Genomic DNA, 15,248 nt, shown 5'->3' with positions numbered 1-15,248 from the left:
GCTCAATCCCCCGCCGCGCGGCCCTTGAGGGCGATGATGCCCCGCGGCCGAAACTGGATGAAAATGATGATGAAGATGATCATGTAGGTTTGCGCCGCGAGGGTGTTCGACGGGTTCATCCACTCGATCCCTTTCTGCAGGAAGCCGATCATTCCGGCACCCGCCAGCGCGCCCCAGATGTTGCCGACACCGCCGACAACGACAGTCATGAAGCTTTGTACGATATAATCGTTGCCCAAATCTGATGTGACCTTGGCAAATAGGCCGATGGCGACACCCGCAATCCCGGCGATGCCGGAGCCCAGCCCAAATGTAAGCATATTCACCCGCCCCGGATTGATGCCCATCGACCCCGCCATACGTGGGTTCTGCGTCACTGCGCGCATCTCAAGCCCAAGCCGGGTCCGTTTCATGATGTAGAGGAACAGCCCCAGAAAGATCATCGCCAGCACGAAGATCGCGATGCGGATATAGCTGATCGCGACCACGTCGTTCAGCACCCAAGCCCCGTCCAGCCAGCCGGGCGCGGTCAGCGGGCGTGCCTGCGTGCCAAAGATGTTCTTGGCCAGTTGTTGCAGGGCGATTGAGATGCCGAATGTCGCCAGCAGCGTCTCAAGCGGGCGGGCATAGAGCCAGCGGATCACCAGCCGCTCCATCGCGACGCCCATGGCGAAGGTGACCGCAAAAGCCATCGGGATGGCGACGATGATCGACAGCGTATGGCCGGGGATGAACTGTTGTACCACGTAACCGGTGTAGGCGCCCATCATGATGAACTCGCCATGGGCCATATTGATCACGCCCATCACGCCGAAGGTGATGGCCAGACCAATGGCGGCAAGGAAATAGATCGACGCCAGTGAGATCGCGTCCAGCGTCAGGTCGAGCGTCTGGTTTAGGCCGACCTTCAGTTCGATCTGCTCCAGGGCTTTTTCGGCTGCCTTGGTAACCTCGGCAGACGGCTCGCTGTACGTTTCAAAGAATATATGCGTGCCAACTGCAGCGTTGATGTCTTCGTCCGTGAATAAGGCTGGCACAAGCCCGGCCTCTGCCAGGGCGGCATACGCACGCTCGCGCGTTGCGTCTGAATTCAGTTGAGCGACTGGAATGTCACTTACACGACCCCCGACAATATTAGCCGATAGTGCCGCTCTGATATCTTCCGCAGAAACACGCGGTGGGGCGAGGTTTCCCGCAACGAGCAAGTCATATGCTTCGTCAGACGTTAAGGCGTCTGAGCCCGCTTCAAGAACAACTGCGACGTTCCGGTCCGTGGGCAATTCGATTGCGGCGTGCCGGGAGGTGACGACCAAAGGGTTCAAAGCGGCACGAACATCTACGCCCAGATCGCCGGACATTTCTTCGATCGCGGCCACGCGGGCTGCGGTATCTTCGTCAAATCCAATCGTCAGCAATCGTTCAAGCCGCTGTTTTTGCGCTTTCAATTCCGTGTCCGGTTCATCGTCTATCGAAGCCCGCAGCGGCTCTAATAGTGCACTTTCGGGATCACGCTGAATGGATTGCAGGGCCGCCAGCCGCTTCGCGCGGTTGGGATCGGTCAGTTGGAACTGCACCAACGCTGTCCCAATCATCGCGCGGATACCGCTGTTGGGCTTCAACTGCTTAAGCTCGGACTTCTCGAAGGTGCCGACGATCTCACCTGTATCGAAATCGGTCAGTTCATACGACCGCCCCTCACCTTTCTGGCCAGAAAAGAACAGACCGTCAGACTTGCGCATCCACATGTTCTTGGCGGCCCAGGTCTCAAGCATTACTTGCGCCTGAGGCAAACCGCTCGACGCAATAGCATCAATCGCCGGTTTGATCGTCTTACGCGAGCTTTTGGCGATGATCTCCTGATGCTCTTGCAAGATCGGTTGCAGACCGACCTCTTGAGCGTTGGCAGTCAGGCAGGCGCACAGGATTGCGAGGCCCGCAAGGAAAAGTCGTACCATGTGGTGAAACCCGAATGTCTTTTGTGGCAAGGCGGGCAAACAAACCCGCCTTGCGTGGTCGGTTAGTAGTTCGATAGGGTCTGAACGCAGGTCTTGGTCTCGGTGTTGTACATACCGCAACCCAGCTCTTTCCAATCAGAGACCAGCACAGCCGACTCCGGAAGGAAGTCAGTCCACGCGTCACCCGGCACGACATCAGTTTCGCTGATGATATCGAACTGGCCGTCTTCCTGAATCTCACCGATCAGAACCGGTTTCGCCAGGTGGTGGTTCGGCAACATCACAGCAGTGCCACCGGTCAGGTTCGGGAACTCCTGCCCGTACATCGCAGCGCGCACGGCATCGACTTCGGTCGAACCGGCCTCGGTCGCGGCGTTCACCCACATGTTGAAGCCGATGTAATGCGCCTCCATCGGGTCATTGGTCACGCGCTCGTCGCCCATGGTGGCTTTCCAGGTGTCCACGAATTCCGCGTTGGCTTCGGTATCCGCCGACTGGAAGTAGTTCCAAGCGGCAAGGTGACCGACGAGGTTGGTGGTATCCAAACCGGACAGTTCTTCCTCGCCGACCGAGAATGCTACGACTGGAATATCGTCCGCCGAAACGCCAGCGGCGGCCAGTTCCTTGTAGAAACCTATATTGGCGTCGCCATTGATGGTCGAAATCACACCGACTTTCTTGCCGTCCGCGCCCAGCGCGACCACGTCAGCCACGATCTTGGACCAGTCGGAGTGGCCGAAAGGCGTGTAATTGACGAAAATATCGTCATCCGCGATGCCGTTCTGCTTCAGATAGCTTTCAAGAATATTGTTGGTGGTTCTAGGGTAGACATAGTCCGTGCCGAGCAGAGCAAATTTCTCGACCCCCAGTTCCTCCAGAAAATAGTCTGTCGCAGGGATTGCCTGTTGGTTCGGCGCGGCGCCGGTGTAGAATACGTTTTTCGAGGACTCCTCGCCCTCATACTGAACCGGGTAGAACAGCAGGCCGTTCAGCTCTTCGATGACCGGCAGCACCGATTTCCGGCTAACCGAGGTCCAGTTGCCAAAGATCACGTCGACCTCATGGACGGTCAGCAACTCGCGCGCTTTTTCAGCAAATAGCGGCCAGTCGGATGCGGGGTCGACCACAACCGCCTCAAGCTGCTTGCCCAGCAGGCCGCCCTTCGCGTTTTGCTGATCGATCAGCATCAGCATCGTGTCTTTCAGTGTGGTTTCCGAGATCGCCATCGTGCCGGACAGCGAATGCAGCACTCCAACCTTGATCGTGTCTTCGTCCGACAAGGCAGCGGTGGCCATGGCAGCAAAGACAAGTGATCCGGCGAGCGTGGATTTGAGCGATTTCATGTAATCCTCCTGGCGGGGCCGGGAGAGAGGGCTTGCGCAAAGGCACACTCTTCTTCTACCTGATCCCCGCAACTGTTGTTGCGTTCCGTGTGGCGGTTGTGTTCGAGGTCCAATTCGCGCAGCCGTCACACACCCCCGGGTCGTTTCCGCGGTGGCACCCTTACGGTTTCTGCATCGCAGCAAGCTTGGCAACTTACCATTTATCCAATTCGGGAAATCGGCGATATGCGCCTATTTTTTCATCCAAGACCGGGGTCGCTGTCTAAAATTTAGACGCACGATGTCGAAATAAGCAGATTTAGCCACTGTAGATTAGTGTTCCGCCCCTTCAACAGAGAAACAGGTGCCACCAAACCAAGCTCTAAAGGTGCCCTATTACCCAAGTTGAAGCCATATTGCCCACGCACAGTGCTGTTCCACCGCGTGCTGCAGGCGCCGTCAGCTTGAGCACCAAGCAATTGGGCGACAGGACGGTGCTGAACAAGTTTCGCCAGTCCGGGTCTTTTAAGTGCCTGTTCCCCAGAACCAATACACCTGATCTTGACGCGGTTCTCCTAAACACGGCCGGCGGTGTAACCGGGGGCGATTCATTTCGATTTTCCGGCAAGGCGGCGAAAGGAACCGCGCTGACTTTGACAACACAAGCCTGCGAACGCGCGTACAAGGCTCAGCCGCAAGAATGTGGCCAGATTACCAATCATCTGACTGTTGAGACTGAAGCCCGGCTGAACTGGTTGCCGCAAGAGACCATTCTGTTCAACGGCAGCGCTCTGGACCGACGCCTGAAAATCGAGATCGCGCCGGATGCCGAGATGCTGATGGTAGAGCCTCTCATCTTCGGGCGCATCGCTATGGGCGAGACGCTTACCGATATCCGCCTAAACGATCGGATCGAGGTACAACGCCAAGGAAAGACGGTGTTCCTTGACGCGATCCGGTTTTCTGGTGATTGGCACAAGCATCTGTCCAAGCCGCATATTGCAAACGGCACAGGAGCGATGGCGCTGATCGTCTTTGCTTCGGAGTCGGCCGAAGGTCATCTGGATTCCATTCGCAAAATGCTGCCCGAGGACGCAGGGGCAACACTAATCCAAGATGGCCTTCTGGCTATCCGTATTCTGGCCGACAACAGCTTGGCTCTTCGCCGCACATTGATGCCGATTTTGCGCCGGTTGAACAAAGACACATTACCCCGATGCTGGATGCTCTGACATGAATCTGACACCTAGTGAAAAAGATAAACTGCTGGTCGCCATGGCTGCCGAGGTCGCCCGAAAGCGACTGTCACGCGGCGTCAAACTGAACCACCCTGAGGCCATCGCCCTGATCACCGACGCCGTAGTCGAAGGTGCGCGCGATGGACGTTCAGTCGCCGACATGATGCAGGCCGGGGCCGAGGTGATCACCCGCGAGCAATGCATGGAGGGTGTGCCTGAAATGATCCACGAGGTTCAGGTCGAAGCCACCTTTCCAGATGGCACCAAGCTGGTGACCGTCCACAATCCCATTCGCTGAAAAGGAAACCAATATGACACGCATGCTTTTCCCCGCCCTGATCTTCGCTGGCCCCGCAGCAGCCCATAACGGAACGCATATCCACGCGCACGGCACCGATTACGCCGCGATGTGCGTTGGGCTGGCAGTTGTTTCGCTGGCCGCTGTCGCGCTGATCACAAAGCTGAACAGATGATCCCCGGAGAGCTATTCCCGGCTGATGGTGAAATTACCCTGAACCCCGGCACTGATGCGATCACTTTGATGGTCGCCAATACCGGCGACCGCCCGGTTCAGGTCGGCTCACACTACCATTTCGCCGAAACCAACCCCGCGCTCGACTTCGACCGCGCTGCTGCGCATGGCCTGCGCCTGGACATTGCTCCAGGCACCGCTGTGCGGTTCGAACCGGGGCAGGCACGCGAAGTTTCACTGATCCCGATCAGCGGTGCGCGCAGGGTCTACGGCTTCAATCAAAAGGTCATGGGGGCACTCTGATGCCAGCAAAAATCAAGCGCTCAGACTATGCCGCGATGTTCGGCCCTACTACCGGGGATAAGCTGCGGCTGGCCGACACCGATCTTGTGATCGAGGTCGAACGTGATCTGACCAGCTATGGCGAAGAGGTCAAATTTGGCGGCGGCAAGGTAATCCGCGACGGAATGGGACAGTCTCAGGCCACGCGCGTCGAAGGAGCTGTGGATACGGTCATCACCAACGCTCTGATCGTTGATCACTCGGGCATCTACAAGGCTGACGTTGGCCTGAAAGACGGGCGGATCGCAAAGATCGGCAAGGCGGGAAACCCCGATACACAACCCGGTGTCGACATCGTCATAGGACCCGGAACCGAGGCCATTGCTGGCGAGGGTCGTATCCTGACGGCAGGTGGGTTCGACAGTCATATTCACTTCATCTGCCCGCAACAGATCGAAGACGCGCTGCATTCCGGCCTGACCACCATGCTGGGCGGCGGCACCGGGCCTGCGCATGGGACATTGGCCACCACTTGCACCCCCGGTCCGTGGCATATCGGGCGGATGTTGCAGGCGGCGGATGCTTTCCCGATGAATCTGGCCTTTGCGGGTAAAGGCAATGCCTCGCTACCTGCCGCGCTAGAAGAACAGGTTAAGGCCGGGGCCTGTGCGCTGAAGCTGCACGAGGATTGGGGCACCACCCCCGCTGCCATCGACTGTTGCCTGTCGGTGGCCGACGCGATGGATGTTCAGGTGATGATCCACACCGATACGCTGAACGAATCCGGCTTTGTCGAAAACACTGTGGCGGCCATGAAAGGCCGTACAATCCACGCCTTCCACACCGAGGGCGCAGGTGGTGGCCACGCCCCAGATATCATCAAGATCTGTGGCGAGAACCATGTGTTGCCGTCCTCGACCAACCCGACGCGACCCTTCACGGTGAACACAGTCGAAGAGCATCTGGACATGCTGATGGTCTGTCATCACCTCGACAAGTCCATCCCCGAGGACGTGGCCTTTGCCGAGAGCCGCATCCGGCGCGAAACCATCGCGGCCGAGGACATACTGCATGACATGGGCGCCTTCAGCATCATCGCTTCTGACAGTCAGGCGATGGGGCGCGTAGGCGAAGTTCTGATCCGCACCTGGCAAACCGCTGACAAAATGAAGAAACAACGCGGTCGTCTACCCGAAGAAACCGGTGAGAACGACAACTTTCGCGTCCGCCGCTACATCGCGAAATACACCATCAACCCAGCTATTGCCCACGGCCTCAGCCATGAAATCGGTAGCATCGAAGAAGGCAAACGCGCCGACTTAGTCCTGTGGAACCCTGCCTTTTTCGGAGTGAAGCCCGAGATGGTGTTGCTGGGCGGCACGATTGCTTGTGCACAGATGGGCGACCCCAACGCTTCAATCCCTACACCGCAACCCGTTTATAGTCGCCCCATGTTTGGCGCCTACGGACGGTCGGTGGAAAACTCGGCGATCACATTTGTCTCGCAGGCCGCCTATGCGGATGGGATCGGTGATACACTGGGATTGGCAAAACAGACCGTCGCCGTCCAAAACACGCGAGAGATCGGCAAGCAGGATCTTCTGCTGAACAACGCGACGCCGCAAGTCGAGGTTGACCCGGAAACCTACGAGGTACGGGCAGATGGCGAACTGCTAACCTGCCAACCCGCCGAAACGCTGCCAATGGCGCAACGATACTTTTTGTTCTGATCAAAAAATGTGCTGGGTTGCGGCCCGCGCAAGGCAGAAATGACCAAACACGCTCTTCTAAGTGAGGCCACAATGACAAATATTAAAACCGATGGGAGGACCAACATTTACGAGGGTCCAAATGGCACACTCAACGGCACAAACACACGCACGCTTTTCGTTACCCGGTTTGATAGCATCCATCGGGTCATCAGTTTACTCGGCCCTGATCAGCGTGGCCGAAGCTCAATCACGCGTCCGGCAAGTCGAATTACTGCAATCGCTCAGCGACGAAGAGTTGAAAAAGCGCGGCCTGACGCGCGAACGGATCGTGCATCGCGTATTTTCGGACTCAATCTGGCTCTGACCATTCCCGCTGCAGAGGAGGTGACGGTATGACCGCCCTGCTCTGTACTGCACGTCAGTATTCGGATCACACGCATAGCGATCCGGCAGACTGCCTGTCGTTAACCTATGATGACCGCTTTCTGCGTCGCAAGGTTTTGACCTGCGAAAGTGGCGAACAGATTCTCATCGATCTGGCGCAAACGACTTCGTTGAACCACGGCGGCGCCTTGGTTTTGGAAGACGGTCGCGAAGTGGAAATACAGGCTGCACCCGAAGCGTTGCTGGAGGTTAAAGCCCCGGACCTGACGCGCATCGCATGGCATATCGGCAACCGCCATACGCCTTGTCAGATCGAAAAGTATCGCCTGTTGATCCAGGTCGATCACGTTATCCGAGACATGCTGCTCAAAATTGGCGCCACGGTGCGAGAGGTGTGCGAACCGTTCACTCCGGAAGGCGGAGCCTATGGCCACGGCAGGACCCATGGCCATACCCACTGACGCCGATATCCTGATGCTGACCCAATGGTTGTCTCCTGCCTATCCTGTAGGGGGGTTCGCCTATTCTCACGGGTTGGAGGCTGCAATTGACGAGGGAGCTGTCACAAGTTCACAAGACACCGAAGCTTGGATTTCGGACGTGCTGGAACACGGGTCTGGATGGAATGATGCTGTGTTCGTTGTGGCGGCATACAATGCGCAGGATAGAGATGAACTGACCAACGTCGATGTTATCGCTCGGGCTTTTTGTGCGTCATCCGAAAGGCTCATGGAAACCGAGTTGCTGGGTCAGGCCTTTGGAACCGTCACAGGAGATGTCTGGGAGCTGGATCTGAGCCAGATCTCGTACCCTGTCAGCATAGGCCAAGCAGCCAGGTTGCAGAACCTTCCCATATTGTTGACGACTAAAATGTTTCTGCAGGCGTTTGCCAGTAATCTTGTTGCCTGCGCAACGCGCCTTGTACCCTTAGGCCAGACTGACGCGCAAAGGCTGATCCGTACTCTAACGCCATTGTGCGAGCGGATTGCACAAAGTGCCCAAGAGGCTGATTTGGATCAGCTAAGTTCAACGGCGTTTCTGTCGGACATCGTCTCAATGAAGCACGAAACACAGTATTCAAGGATTTTCCGCACATGACGAATATGAACGGCCCGCTTCGCGTAGGCATCGGAGGCCCTGTAGGAGCCGGAAAAACCACTTTGACCGCTGCATTGTCCGAAGCGCTGCGCGATGTTTGCTCAGTAGGTGTTATTACCAATGACATCTATACGCAGGAGGATGCCGAGGCGCTCATGCGCATGCAGATCCTGCCGCGCGACAGAATCATCGGCGTCGAAACCGGTGGCTGCCCGCACACAGCAATTCGCGAAGACGCCTCGATCAATTTAGCCGCCGTCGCCGAAATGCAGACACGTCATCCTGACCTCGACGTGGTGTTGATTGAAAGCGGTGGCGACAATCTATCGGCCACTTTCAGCCCGGAATTGGCGGATCTGACCATCTATGTGATTGATGTCGCCGCAGGCGAGGAAATCCCCAGGAAAGGCGGGCCAGCGATTACGAAATCGGACATCCTCATTATCAACAAGACCGATCTGGCGCCGCATGTTGGCGCTTCGTTGGAGATTATGGAACGTGATGCGAAGAAAATGCGCAAAGGACGACCCTTCTTATTCTCGTCACTTCGTAACAGAAGTGGAGTCGACGCAATTGTGGATCTGCTTGTGAAAGGAGGGGGTTTAAGTATTTCAGAAGCGAATTAGCCCCCGAGACGAAGAGGTCAAAGCCACCGTCGGCCAAGCTCCCTTTCTGTGCATGCGCGGCGCGAACCGCATATTCCTGACATTCAGGGCGAAGTGACAAGTGACGGGTATTCGCACAGAGTGAGGCGACAATAACTGCCATTCGAGATCGGATACGGTGTCATTATTTTCACGCTTCGTATTCCGCCGCTGACGCATAGCGAAGACAGCCTCGAAAATGATCTGCTCGCGAGCGTTCTCCGTACCACCAGTCAAGAACTGTTGGAGAGATCATGCAGGTTGTCTGGTTCAAACGCGATCTAAGGGTGCAGGACAATTCTGCCTTAGCGCAGGCCTCTCGCGTTGGGCCAGTGTTACCGCTCTACGTTGTTGAAACCGAGCTATGGCAACAGGCTGATGCCTCAACGCGTCAATGGAACTTTGTAGCGGAAACGCTTGCCGAATTGCGGAAGGATCTTGAGGCACTCGGGCAGCCGCTTGTTGTACGCGTGGGCCAAATTCGATCGGTTTTTTCTGCGCTAAAGGCACAGGGCCTGATTGAGGCACTTTGGTCGCATGAGGAAACCGGCAATCACTGGACCTATCAACGCGATCTTCAAGTTGCTGCATGGTGCCGGGATCATGGCATTCCGTGGGTCGAAGTGCAAAATCATGGCGTATTTCGTAAGCTCAAATCGCGCGACGGTTGGGCGGCGCGTTGGGACAAATTTATGGACCTGCCCACCACGTCGCCGACGCCGCTGGCCCCGATCGAAGTTGATCTTGGCCAGATTCCAACAAGGCGCGACCTTGGTTTGCAGGATGATATGTGCAACGGACGTCAAATTGGGGGGAGGCGTGCGGGTCTGGAGAGGCTAAACAGCTTTTTGACCCACCGCGGCGAGCAATATCAGCGCGCCATGTCGAGCCCCGTCGAAGGGGCCGAGGCGTGTTCGCGGCTATCTCCCTATCTTGCTTGGGGCGCGCTTTCGATGCGCGAGGTGGCCCAAACGTCACAACGGCAGAGACGCGCATTGCCACCCAGGGCAAAGGACTGGCACAAATCCTTACGGTCGTTTTCGGGCCGGCTGCACTGGCATTGCCACTTCATCCAAAAGCTTGAGGATGAGCCGCGTATCGAATTTGAGAACTTACACCGGCTCTATGACGGACTCCGGCCCAAAACGCCCGATGCCGATCTCTTGGCCGCCTGGTCGAACGGTGAGACGGGTTATCCATTCTTGGATGCCTGCATGCGGTCGCTGCGAACCACTGGCTGGCTGAATTTTCGGATGCGGGCGATGGTGATGGCCACGGCCAGCTATCACCTTTGGCTGGATTGGCGCGCACCCGGGCTGCATCTGGCGCGGATGTTTACCGATTATGAACCCGGAATCCATTGGAACCAGGTACAGATGCAATCGGGAACCACGGGCATCAATGCCGTTCGCATCTACAACCCGGTGAAACAAGGGTATGGTCAGGACCCTACGGGGCGATTTATTCGAACATGGCTACCTGAACTGGCTCCGATTGCGGATCGGTATATTCATGAACCCTGGAAAGCAGAAAATGCCAGGCAGATCATCGGGATCGCCTATCCAGAGCGGATATTTGATCACTTGGCAGCGGCCAAAGCCGCGCGCGAACGGGTTTGGGGCATTCGTCGAGGCGATGACTTTCGCAAAGAGGCCCGGGCCATCGCCCGCAAACATGCCAGTCGAAAAACCCGGCGCAGCACCCAGACCCCCCTCCGCGCGCCTACCGATCCCGAGCAGCTGAACCTGCCCTTCGGAGACCCAACATGAAGATGCAAAAAAAGGCCCATTTACCCCAGAAAATCTGCCCGGTCTGCCAACGCCCGTTTGCGTGGCGCAAGAAATGGCAAAGAGTATGGGACGAAGTCAAATACTGCTCGAAAAAATGCAGGTCTGCAGCGTGACCGATACGTTTTCAGACCTTGAGGCCTTGCACGAAGCCCTTGATTTTCAGCCCACGCGCGCGGCTGGTCTAAGAAGGTTGGAGCAGTTCGTGGCACGTACCGGGCGGCATTATGCGCACACGCGCAACTACGACTTCGGCGCAGACAGGCGCAACAATGTCTCTGGTTTGTCGCCTTGGCTACGGTATCGTTTGGTGACGGAACAAGAGGTGTTGGAGCGGGTGCTGGCTGCGCACAGCCCCAACATGTCAGAGAAATTTGTCCAAGAAGTGTTTTGGCGTACCTATTTCAAAGGCTGGTTGGAGCAAAGGCCAAGCGTCTGGGCGCACTACCAACACGACCTGATGCGCACCCTTAAAAACCTTGACGGTGATGCCGCTTTAGCGGCCCGATTTAAGGATGCGGTGTGTGGCAATACCGGCTTTGCGTGTTTTGACCATTGGGCGCGGGAATTGGTCAGAACCGGGTATTTGCACAATCACGCGCGCATGTGGTTCGCGTCGATTTGGATATTCACGCTGCGGCTGCCCTGGCAACTGGGCGCGGACTTCTTTTTGCGGCATCTTCTGGATGGCGATCCGGCCTCCAACACACTGAGCTGGCGTTGGGTTGGGGGATTACACACGAAAGGCAAGATCTACCTCGCGCGCGCAGAAAACATCACCAAATACACCGAAGGTCGGTTTCAGCCCAAAGGTCTGGCCACTCATGCGCAGCCGCTTGTCGAAGAGGCAGAACACCCGCGCATTCCGATTGCATTTCCCCAACAACATACTGGCAGCCCCAATTTGCTGCTTTTGACAGAGGAGGATCTTTCGGGCGCAAGCATTATGCCAACCCCGCCCGTTGCGATGGTCGGTGTGTTGGCCACCCACGGTCGATCCCCAAATCCGATCGGGAAAGTTGCACAAGATTTCGCCTGTGGCGCAATGAAGAGCGCGCTGGGGCAACACGCCACTATACTGGAGGCGGGCGACAACTGGTGCGATGCGTTGATTGAAGCCGCGCGGCAAGCTGGCGTCACAACCATTGCGACCGCTCACGCGCCGATTGGGCCTGCCAGATCACGGCTGGATCGGGCAGAACCCCAACTGAAGAACGCAGGCATCACTCTCGCTCGTGTCCTGCGCCCCTATGACCGCGAAGCGTGGCCCCACGCAAAGGCAGGGTTCTTTGGTCTAAAGAAAAAGATACCCGAGATCCTGAGCAACTTATCACTCACCCAATAAACAAATCAGAGCTTACCTCTTGTCCGCAACAACCATCCTGCTCCCCAACCAGCTTTTCGCCGATCATCCCGGGCTCGCCAACCAACCGGACCGCGTTGTGCTTTTTGAGGATCCGCTCTTTTTCGGTGACGCGCTCTATCCGGCCAGGATGCACAAACAAAAGCTCTGGCTGCACCGGGCCTCAATGAGACGGTATTGCGATTATCTGGTGACCAGAGGCATCAATGCTAAGATCTTTGCCTACGAGCGGCGGGCTGATGCCTGTCTGCGCTTGTTCCAGGGGCTTCGAGATAATGGCACCTGCAGTGTCACGATGACGGACCCGATTGATTTTATTTCCGAAAAGCGCCTGCGCGCGGCGGCACAGGAGACCGGGATCGCACTCAATCTCCTCCCAACGCCCGGTTTTCTGAATACGCGGACGGACAACCTGTCGTGGTTTGCAGGCCGAAAACGGTGGTTCATGGCGGAGTTCTACAAAAGCCAGCGTCGCCGATTGAATATCTTGATGGAGGGGGATCAACCGATAGGCGGGCGGTGGAGCTTTGACGAGGACAACCGCAAAAAGATCCCAAAGGCGCTTTTGAACAGCCTGCCCTGGATCGATTGGCCCAGCCATGACGCGGTTGACCACATGGCAAAGACAAGCGTTCTGAACGAATTTCCCGATGCTTTAGGATCGTTGGACACGCTATATTACCCGACATCCCACCACGCTGCTTCCGCATGGCTGACGCAGTTTCTGGAGCGGCGCTTTGATCGCTTTGGCGATTACGAAGATGCGATTGTTCAAGGCGAAAACTGGCTCTGGCATGCTATTCTGACGCCCGCCTTGAATATCGGTCTTTTGACACCGCAACAGGTTGTTGATGCGACCTTGGCCCACGCTGAGCGCAAGTCCATTCCCCTGAACGCGGTCGAGGGGTTTATCCGCCAAATCATCGGATGGCGCGAATTCATGCGCGCAACTTACGAGGACCTTGGCGTCAAGATGCGAGGGGCCAATCATTGGGGGCATCATCGTCCCATGCCCCGCGCGTTTTATGATGGGACAACTGGGATTGATCCCCTCGACAATACGATCCGCCGGGTTCTCAAAACCGGATATTGCCACCATATCGAACGGCTCATGGTGCTCGGCGGTTTTATGTTCTTATGTGAGATTGACCCCAATGAGGTTTACCTTTGGTTCATGGAGATGTTCGTGGACAGCTACGATTGGGTAATGGTCCCCAATGTTTATGGGATGAGTCAGCACGCCGATGGCGGCCTCATCACCACGAAGCCGTATTTTTCCGGCTCAAACTACATTCGCAAAATGAGCCATTGGGGCAAAGGGCCTTGGGCTGAGATTTGGGACGGCCTCTATTGGCGCTTTATCTTGAAACACTCGGAAAGGCTGGCTGGGAACCCACGGTGGGCGATGATGTGCCGTACAGCGCAGCGTATGTCGCCCGATATCAAAGCCAATCATTTAGCGACGGCAGATGCCTTTCTGAAGCAGTTCAGTGATACATGAATTCAGAGGCTGCAAAAGACTGAAACCGATATCACTTTACAAATCCGGTTTGTCCGCATTGCAGTCGTCGCCGAACGGAACCTCGAATGTCACATTCCCGCAACCATCGAATGATTGATAGCACCATAACAAACCGTGAACTCCACTGAGCGGATTTATGTGAAGCGATCTCTGGTTGAGTGAGTTATTCACCTGCGGATCCGACGCACCATCACTTATTTCTATCTGGTAGCAAACAATGATCCTGTTGGCAGAGAAAGTCAGCAACGAGCCCAGAGCGGCGGGTGCTGTGCTTGAATGGCTCCTTCCACCTGTATACATATAACAGATTGCAGAAGTACCTATTGGATACTGCAGTTGGGAGAGATCGACATGACAACCCCATACCTGACCCGGAGAGCTGTCGTTTCAACCGCGGGGGCCGCGCTTCTCATTGGGACCTCCGGCCTGACCTTTCCGGCACGCGCGCAAACTGTTGCGGCCACTCCGACGATGCGGGGAGGAGCCAACAATTATCGCCCTGGCGCTCCGATCATAGAAAGGATCGGCGATGGCGGCTTTTGGACCACTGGAACCGTGCGACGCGTGGGCGACGGTGCGCCCCTTGCCGGCCGGCGCATTCAGGTGTGGGCCCATACGACCGAAGGTCACGAGCGGGACGCGCGGTCTCATGGCGCGACGCTCACCGACGCCGACGGCGTATTCCGCATCGAGATGCCACAGATTGTACCCGCCTTCGGTCAGCCGCATGCGCATCTGGCTTACGATGCAGAATACGATGATGGCGGCTTCGAGACGGTTTTTTTGCGACCTGTGATGGAGCGAGCATCGGACACGAGCCTGCATGTTGAGTTCGTTCTGCGTCCTGTCTGATGAGCTTGTTGCGCGGCGTGGTCGCATGGGGGGCTCTAGCCTTAGCAATTGCCGTTCCCTTGATCGCCGCAGCGCAAAGCCCGCTTCTGCAGTGGCGCGAGCCGCTCTATGTCATTGCCGGGTTTTCTGGGATCGTCGGATTGGCGCTTTTGCTTGTTCAGCCTCTTCTAATCATCGGCGTGCTTCCGGGGATCCCGGCGCGGCGCATCCATATCTGGACCGGAACGACACTGGTTTTCGCGGTGGTTGTCCACGTGGCGGGTCTTTGGGTCACGAGCCCGCCGGACGTGGTGGATGTCTTGCTGTTCCGCTCTCCGACCCCGTTTTCCGTCTGGGGTGCGGTGGCAATGTGGGCTCTCTTCGCAACCGCCATCCTTGCTGCCGTGAGAAAGCAACTGGGGCTGCGCATCTGGCGCCTCGGCCATAGCGTGGCGGCGGTTGTGATCGTCACGGGCACGGTCGTACACGCATGGCTAATCCAGGGTGCGATGGAGAATGTGACGAAGGGGGCACTCTGCGTGATCGTTTTGGGGGCAGGAGCATGGGCCTTGTGTCGCCGCCGCGTATGGCGAATGATCCGCTAACTGCGCTCATGGATGCGTTGCACCGCGAACGAC

17 protein-coding genes are annotated in these 15,248 nt (G+C 56.9%); 15 read left to right on the top strand and 2 right to left on the bottom strand.

Features of this window, described 5'->3' with window-relative positions:
* Window positions 1–2: 2 nt before the first annotated feature.
* A complete protein-coding gene (urtB, locus tag ACR0CW_RS10320) occupies window positions 3–1,955 on the bottom strand; it encodes an urea ABC transporter permease subunit UrtB (protein WP_480787700.1) in 1,953 nt (650 codons plus the stop codon).
* 62 nt (window positions 1,956–2,017) lie between these two features.
* A complete protein-coding gene (urtA, locus tag ACR0CW_RS10315) occupies window positions 2,018–3,298 on the bottom strand; it encodes an urea ABC transporter substrate-binding protein (protein ID WP_480787699.1) in 1,281 nt (426 codons plus the stop codon).
* 473 nt (window positions 3,299–3,771) lie between these two features.
* Here urtA and ACR0CW_RS10310 point away from each other — a divergent pair, with 473 nt between their 5' ends.
* The 15 genes from ACR0CW_RS10310 to ACR0CW_RS10240 all read left to right on the top strand — a co-directional run bounded on the left by ACR0CW_RS10310 (window position 3,772) and on the right by ACR0CW_RS10240 (window position 15,215).
* On the top strand, window positions 3,772–4,509 hold the full coding sequence (locus ACR0CW_RS10310) for an urease accessory protein UreD (protein WP_480787803.1): 738 nt from the start codon (window positions 3,772–3,774) through the stop codon (window positions 4,507–4,509).
* A gap of 1 nt (window position 4,510) precedes the next feature.
* Window positions 4,511–4,813, top strand: coding sequence for an urease subunit gamma (locus ACR0CW_RS10305; RefSeq protein WP_480787698.1), 303 nt, complete (start codon window positions 4,511–4,513; stop codon window positions 4,811–4,813).
* A gap of 13 nt (window positions 4,814–4,826) precedes the next feature.
* The gene (locus tag ACR0CW_RS10300; protein WP_480787697.1) at window positions 4,827–4,988 is read left to right on the top strand and encodes a peptidase M23; all 162 of its coding nucleotides are present in this window, start codon (window positions 4,827–4,829) and stop codon (window positions 4,986–4,988) included.
* On the top strand, window positions 4,985–5,290 hold the full coding sequence (locus ACR0CW_RS10295) for an urease subunit beta (protein ID WP_480787696.1): 306 nt from the start codon (window positions 4,985–4,987) through the stop codon (window positions 5,288–5,290). Before ACR0CW_RS10300 ends, ACR0CW_RS10295 begins: the two co-directional genes overlap by 4 nt.
* Entirely contained in the window at window positions 5,290–6,999 is a 1,710-nt protein-coding gene (gene ureC, locus ACR0CW_RS10290; protein WP_480787695.1) for an urease subunit alpha, read from the top strand. The genes ACR0CW_RS10295 and ureC overlap by 1 nt, the downstream gene beginning before the upstream one ends.
* 121 nt (window positions 7,000–7,120) lie before the next feature.
* Complete coding sequence (locus ACR0CW_RS10285) at window positions 7,121–7,345, top strand: hypothetical protein (protein WP_480787694.1); 225 nt, start codon at window positions 7,121–7,123, stop codon at window positions 7,343–7,345.
* A gap of 28 nt (window positions 7,346–7,373) precedes the next feature.
* Window positions 7,374–7,826: an urease accessory protein UreE gene (ureE, locus tag ACR0CW_RS10280; protein WP_480787693.1), complete on the top strand. Its 453-nt coding sequence runs from the start codon at window positions 7,374–7,376 to the stop codon at window positions 7,824–7,826.
* Complete coding sequence (locus tag ACR0CW_RS10275; protein ID WP_480787692.1) at window positions 7,810–8,463, top strand: urease accessory protein UreF; 654 nt, start codon at window positions 7,810–7,812, stop codon at window positions 8,461–8,463. The genes ureE and ACR0CW_RS10275 overlap by 17 nt, the downstream gene beginning before the upstream one ends.
* A complete protein-coding gene (gene ureG / locus ACR0CW_RS10270; RefSeq protein WP_480787691.1) occupies window positions 8,460–9,089 on the top strand; it encodes an urease accessory protein UreG in 630 nt (209 codons plus the stop codon). Before ACR0CW_RS10275 ends, ureG begins: the two co-directional genes overlap by 4 nt.
* 272 nt (window positions 9,090–9,361) lie before the next feature.
* Window positions 9,362–10,876 carry an FAD-binding domain-containing protein gene (locus ACR0CW_RS10265; protein WP_480787690.1) on the top strand — a complete coding sequence of 505 codons (1,515 nt, stop codon included), beginning with the start codon at window positions 9,362–9,364 and terminating at the stop codon, window positions 10,874–10,876.
* Window positions 10,873–11,010: a DUF2256 domain-containing protein gene (locus ACR0CW_RS10260; protein ID WP_480787689.1), complete on the top strand. Its 138-nt coding sequence runs from the start codon at window positions 10,873–10,875 to the stop codon at window positions 11,008–11,010. The genes ACR0CW_RS10265 and ACR0CW_RS10260 overlap by 4 nt, the downstream gene beginning before the upstream one ends.
* A complete protein-coding gene (locus tag ACR0CW_RS10255; protein ID WP_480787688.1) occupies window positions 11,007–12,239 on the top strand; it encodes an FAD-binding domain-containing protein in 1,233 nt (410 codons plus the stop codon). Before ACR0CW_RS10260 ends, ACR0CW_RS10255 begins: the two co-directional genes overlap by 4 nt.
* A 19-nt stretch (window positions 12,240–12,258) precedes the next feature.
* A complete protein-coding gene (locus tag ACR0CW_RS10250; protein ID WP_480787687.1) occupies window positions 12,259–13,758 on the top strand; it encodes a cryptochrome/photolyase family protein in 1,500 nt (499 codons plus the stop codon).
* Window positions 13,759–14,130: 372 nt separating this feature from the next.
* The gene (locus ACR0CW_RS10245) at window positions 14,131–14,631 is read left to right on the top strand and encodes a twin-arginine translocation pathway signal (protein ID WP_480787686.1); all 501 of its coding nucleotides are present in this window, start codon (window positions 14,131–14,133) and stop codon (window positions 14,629–14,631) included.
* Window positions 14,631–15,215, top strand: a complete 585-nt coding sequence (locus ACR0CW_RS10240) for a ferric reductase-like transmembrane domain-containing protein (RefSeq protein ID WP_480787685.1) — start codon at window positions 14,631–14,633, stop codon at window positions 15,213–15,215. The genes ACR0CW_RS10245 and ACR0CW_RS10240 overlap by 1 nt, the downstream gene beginning before the upstream one ends.
* Window positions 15,216–15,248: the final 33 nt, after the last annotated feature.

It is taken from the genome of Ruegeria sp. CH6 (assembly GCF_056537005.1).
Note: the sequence above shows the minus strand (reverse complement) of the source record. Positions and strands in the feature narration are given on the sequence as shown.

Coding starts and splice junctions, on each gene's coding strand:
- urtB (WP_480787700.1), bottom strand. CDS start 1,955: ATGGTACGACTTTTCCTTGCGGGCCTCGCAATCCTGTGCGCCTGCCTG.
- urtA (WP_480787699.1), bottom strand. CDS start 3,298: ATGAAATCGCTCAAATCCACGCTCGCCGGATCACTTGTCTTTGCTGCC.
- ACR0CW_RS10305 (WP_480787698.1), top strand. CDS start 4,511: ATGAATCTGACACCTAGTGAAAAAGATAAACTGCTGGTCGCCATGGCT.
- ACR0CW_RS10300 (WP_480787697.1), top strand. CDS start 4,827: ATGACACGCATGCTTTTCCCCGCCCTGATCTTCGCTGGCCCCGCAGCA.
- ACR0CW_RS10295 (WP_480787696.1), top strand. CDS start 4,985: ATGATCCCCGGAGAGCTATTCCCGGCTGATGGTGAAATTACCCTGAAC.
- ureC (WP_480787695.1), top strand. CDS start 5,290: ATGCCAGCAAAAATCAAGCGCTCAGACTATGCCGCGATGTTCGGCCCT.
- ACR0CW_RS10285 (WP_480787694.1), top strand. CDS start 7,121: ATGGCACACTCAACGGCACAAACACACGCACGCTTTTCGTTACCCGGT.
- ureE (WP_480787693.1), top strand. CDS start 7,374: ATGACCGCCCTGCTCTGTACTGCACGTCAGTATTCGGATCACACGCAT.
- ACR0CW_RS10275 (WP_480787692.1), top strand. CDS start 7,810: ATGGCCATACCCACTGACGCCGATATCCTGATGCTGACCCAATGGTTG.
- ureG (WP_480787691.1), top strand. CDS start 8,460: ATGACGAATATGAACGGCCCGCTTCGCGTAGGCATCGGAGGCCCTGTA.
- ACR0CW_RS10265 (WP_480787690.1), top strand. CDS start 9,362: ATGCAGGTTGTCTGGTTCAAACGCGATCTAAGGGTGCAGGACAATTCT.
- ACR0CW_RS10260 (WP_480787689.1), top strand. CDS start 10,873: ATGAAGATGCAAAAAAAGGCCCATTTACCCCAGAAAATCTGCCCGGTC.
- ACR0CW_RS10245 (WP_480787686.1), top strand. CDS start 14,131: ATGACAACCCCATACCTGACCCGGAGAGCTGTCGTTTCAACCGCGGGG.
- ACR0CW_RS10240 (WP_480787685.1), top strand. CDS start 14,631: ATGAGCTTGTTGCGCGGCGTGGTCGCATGGGGGGCTCTAGCCTTAGCA.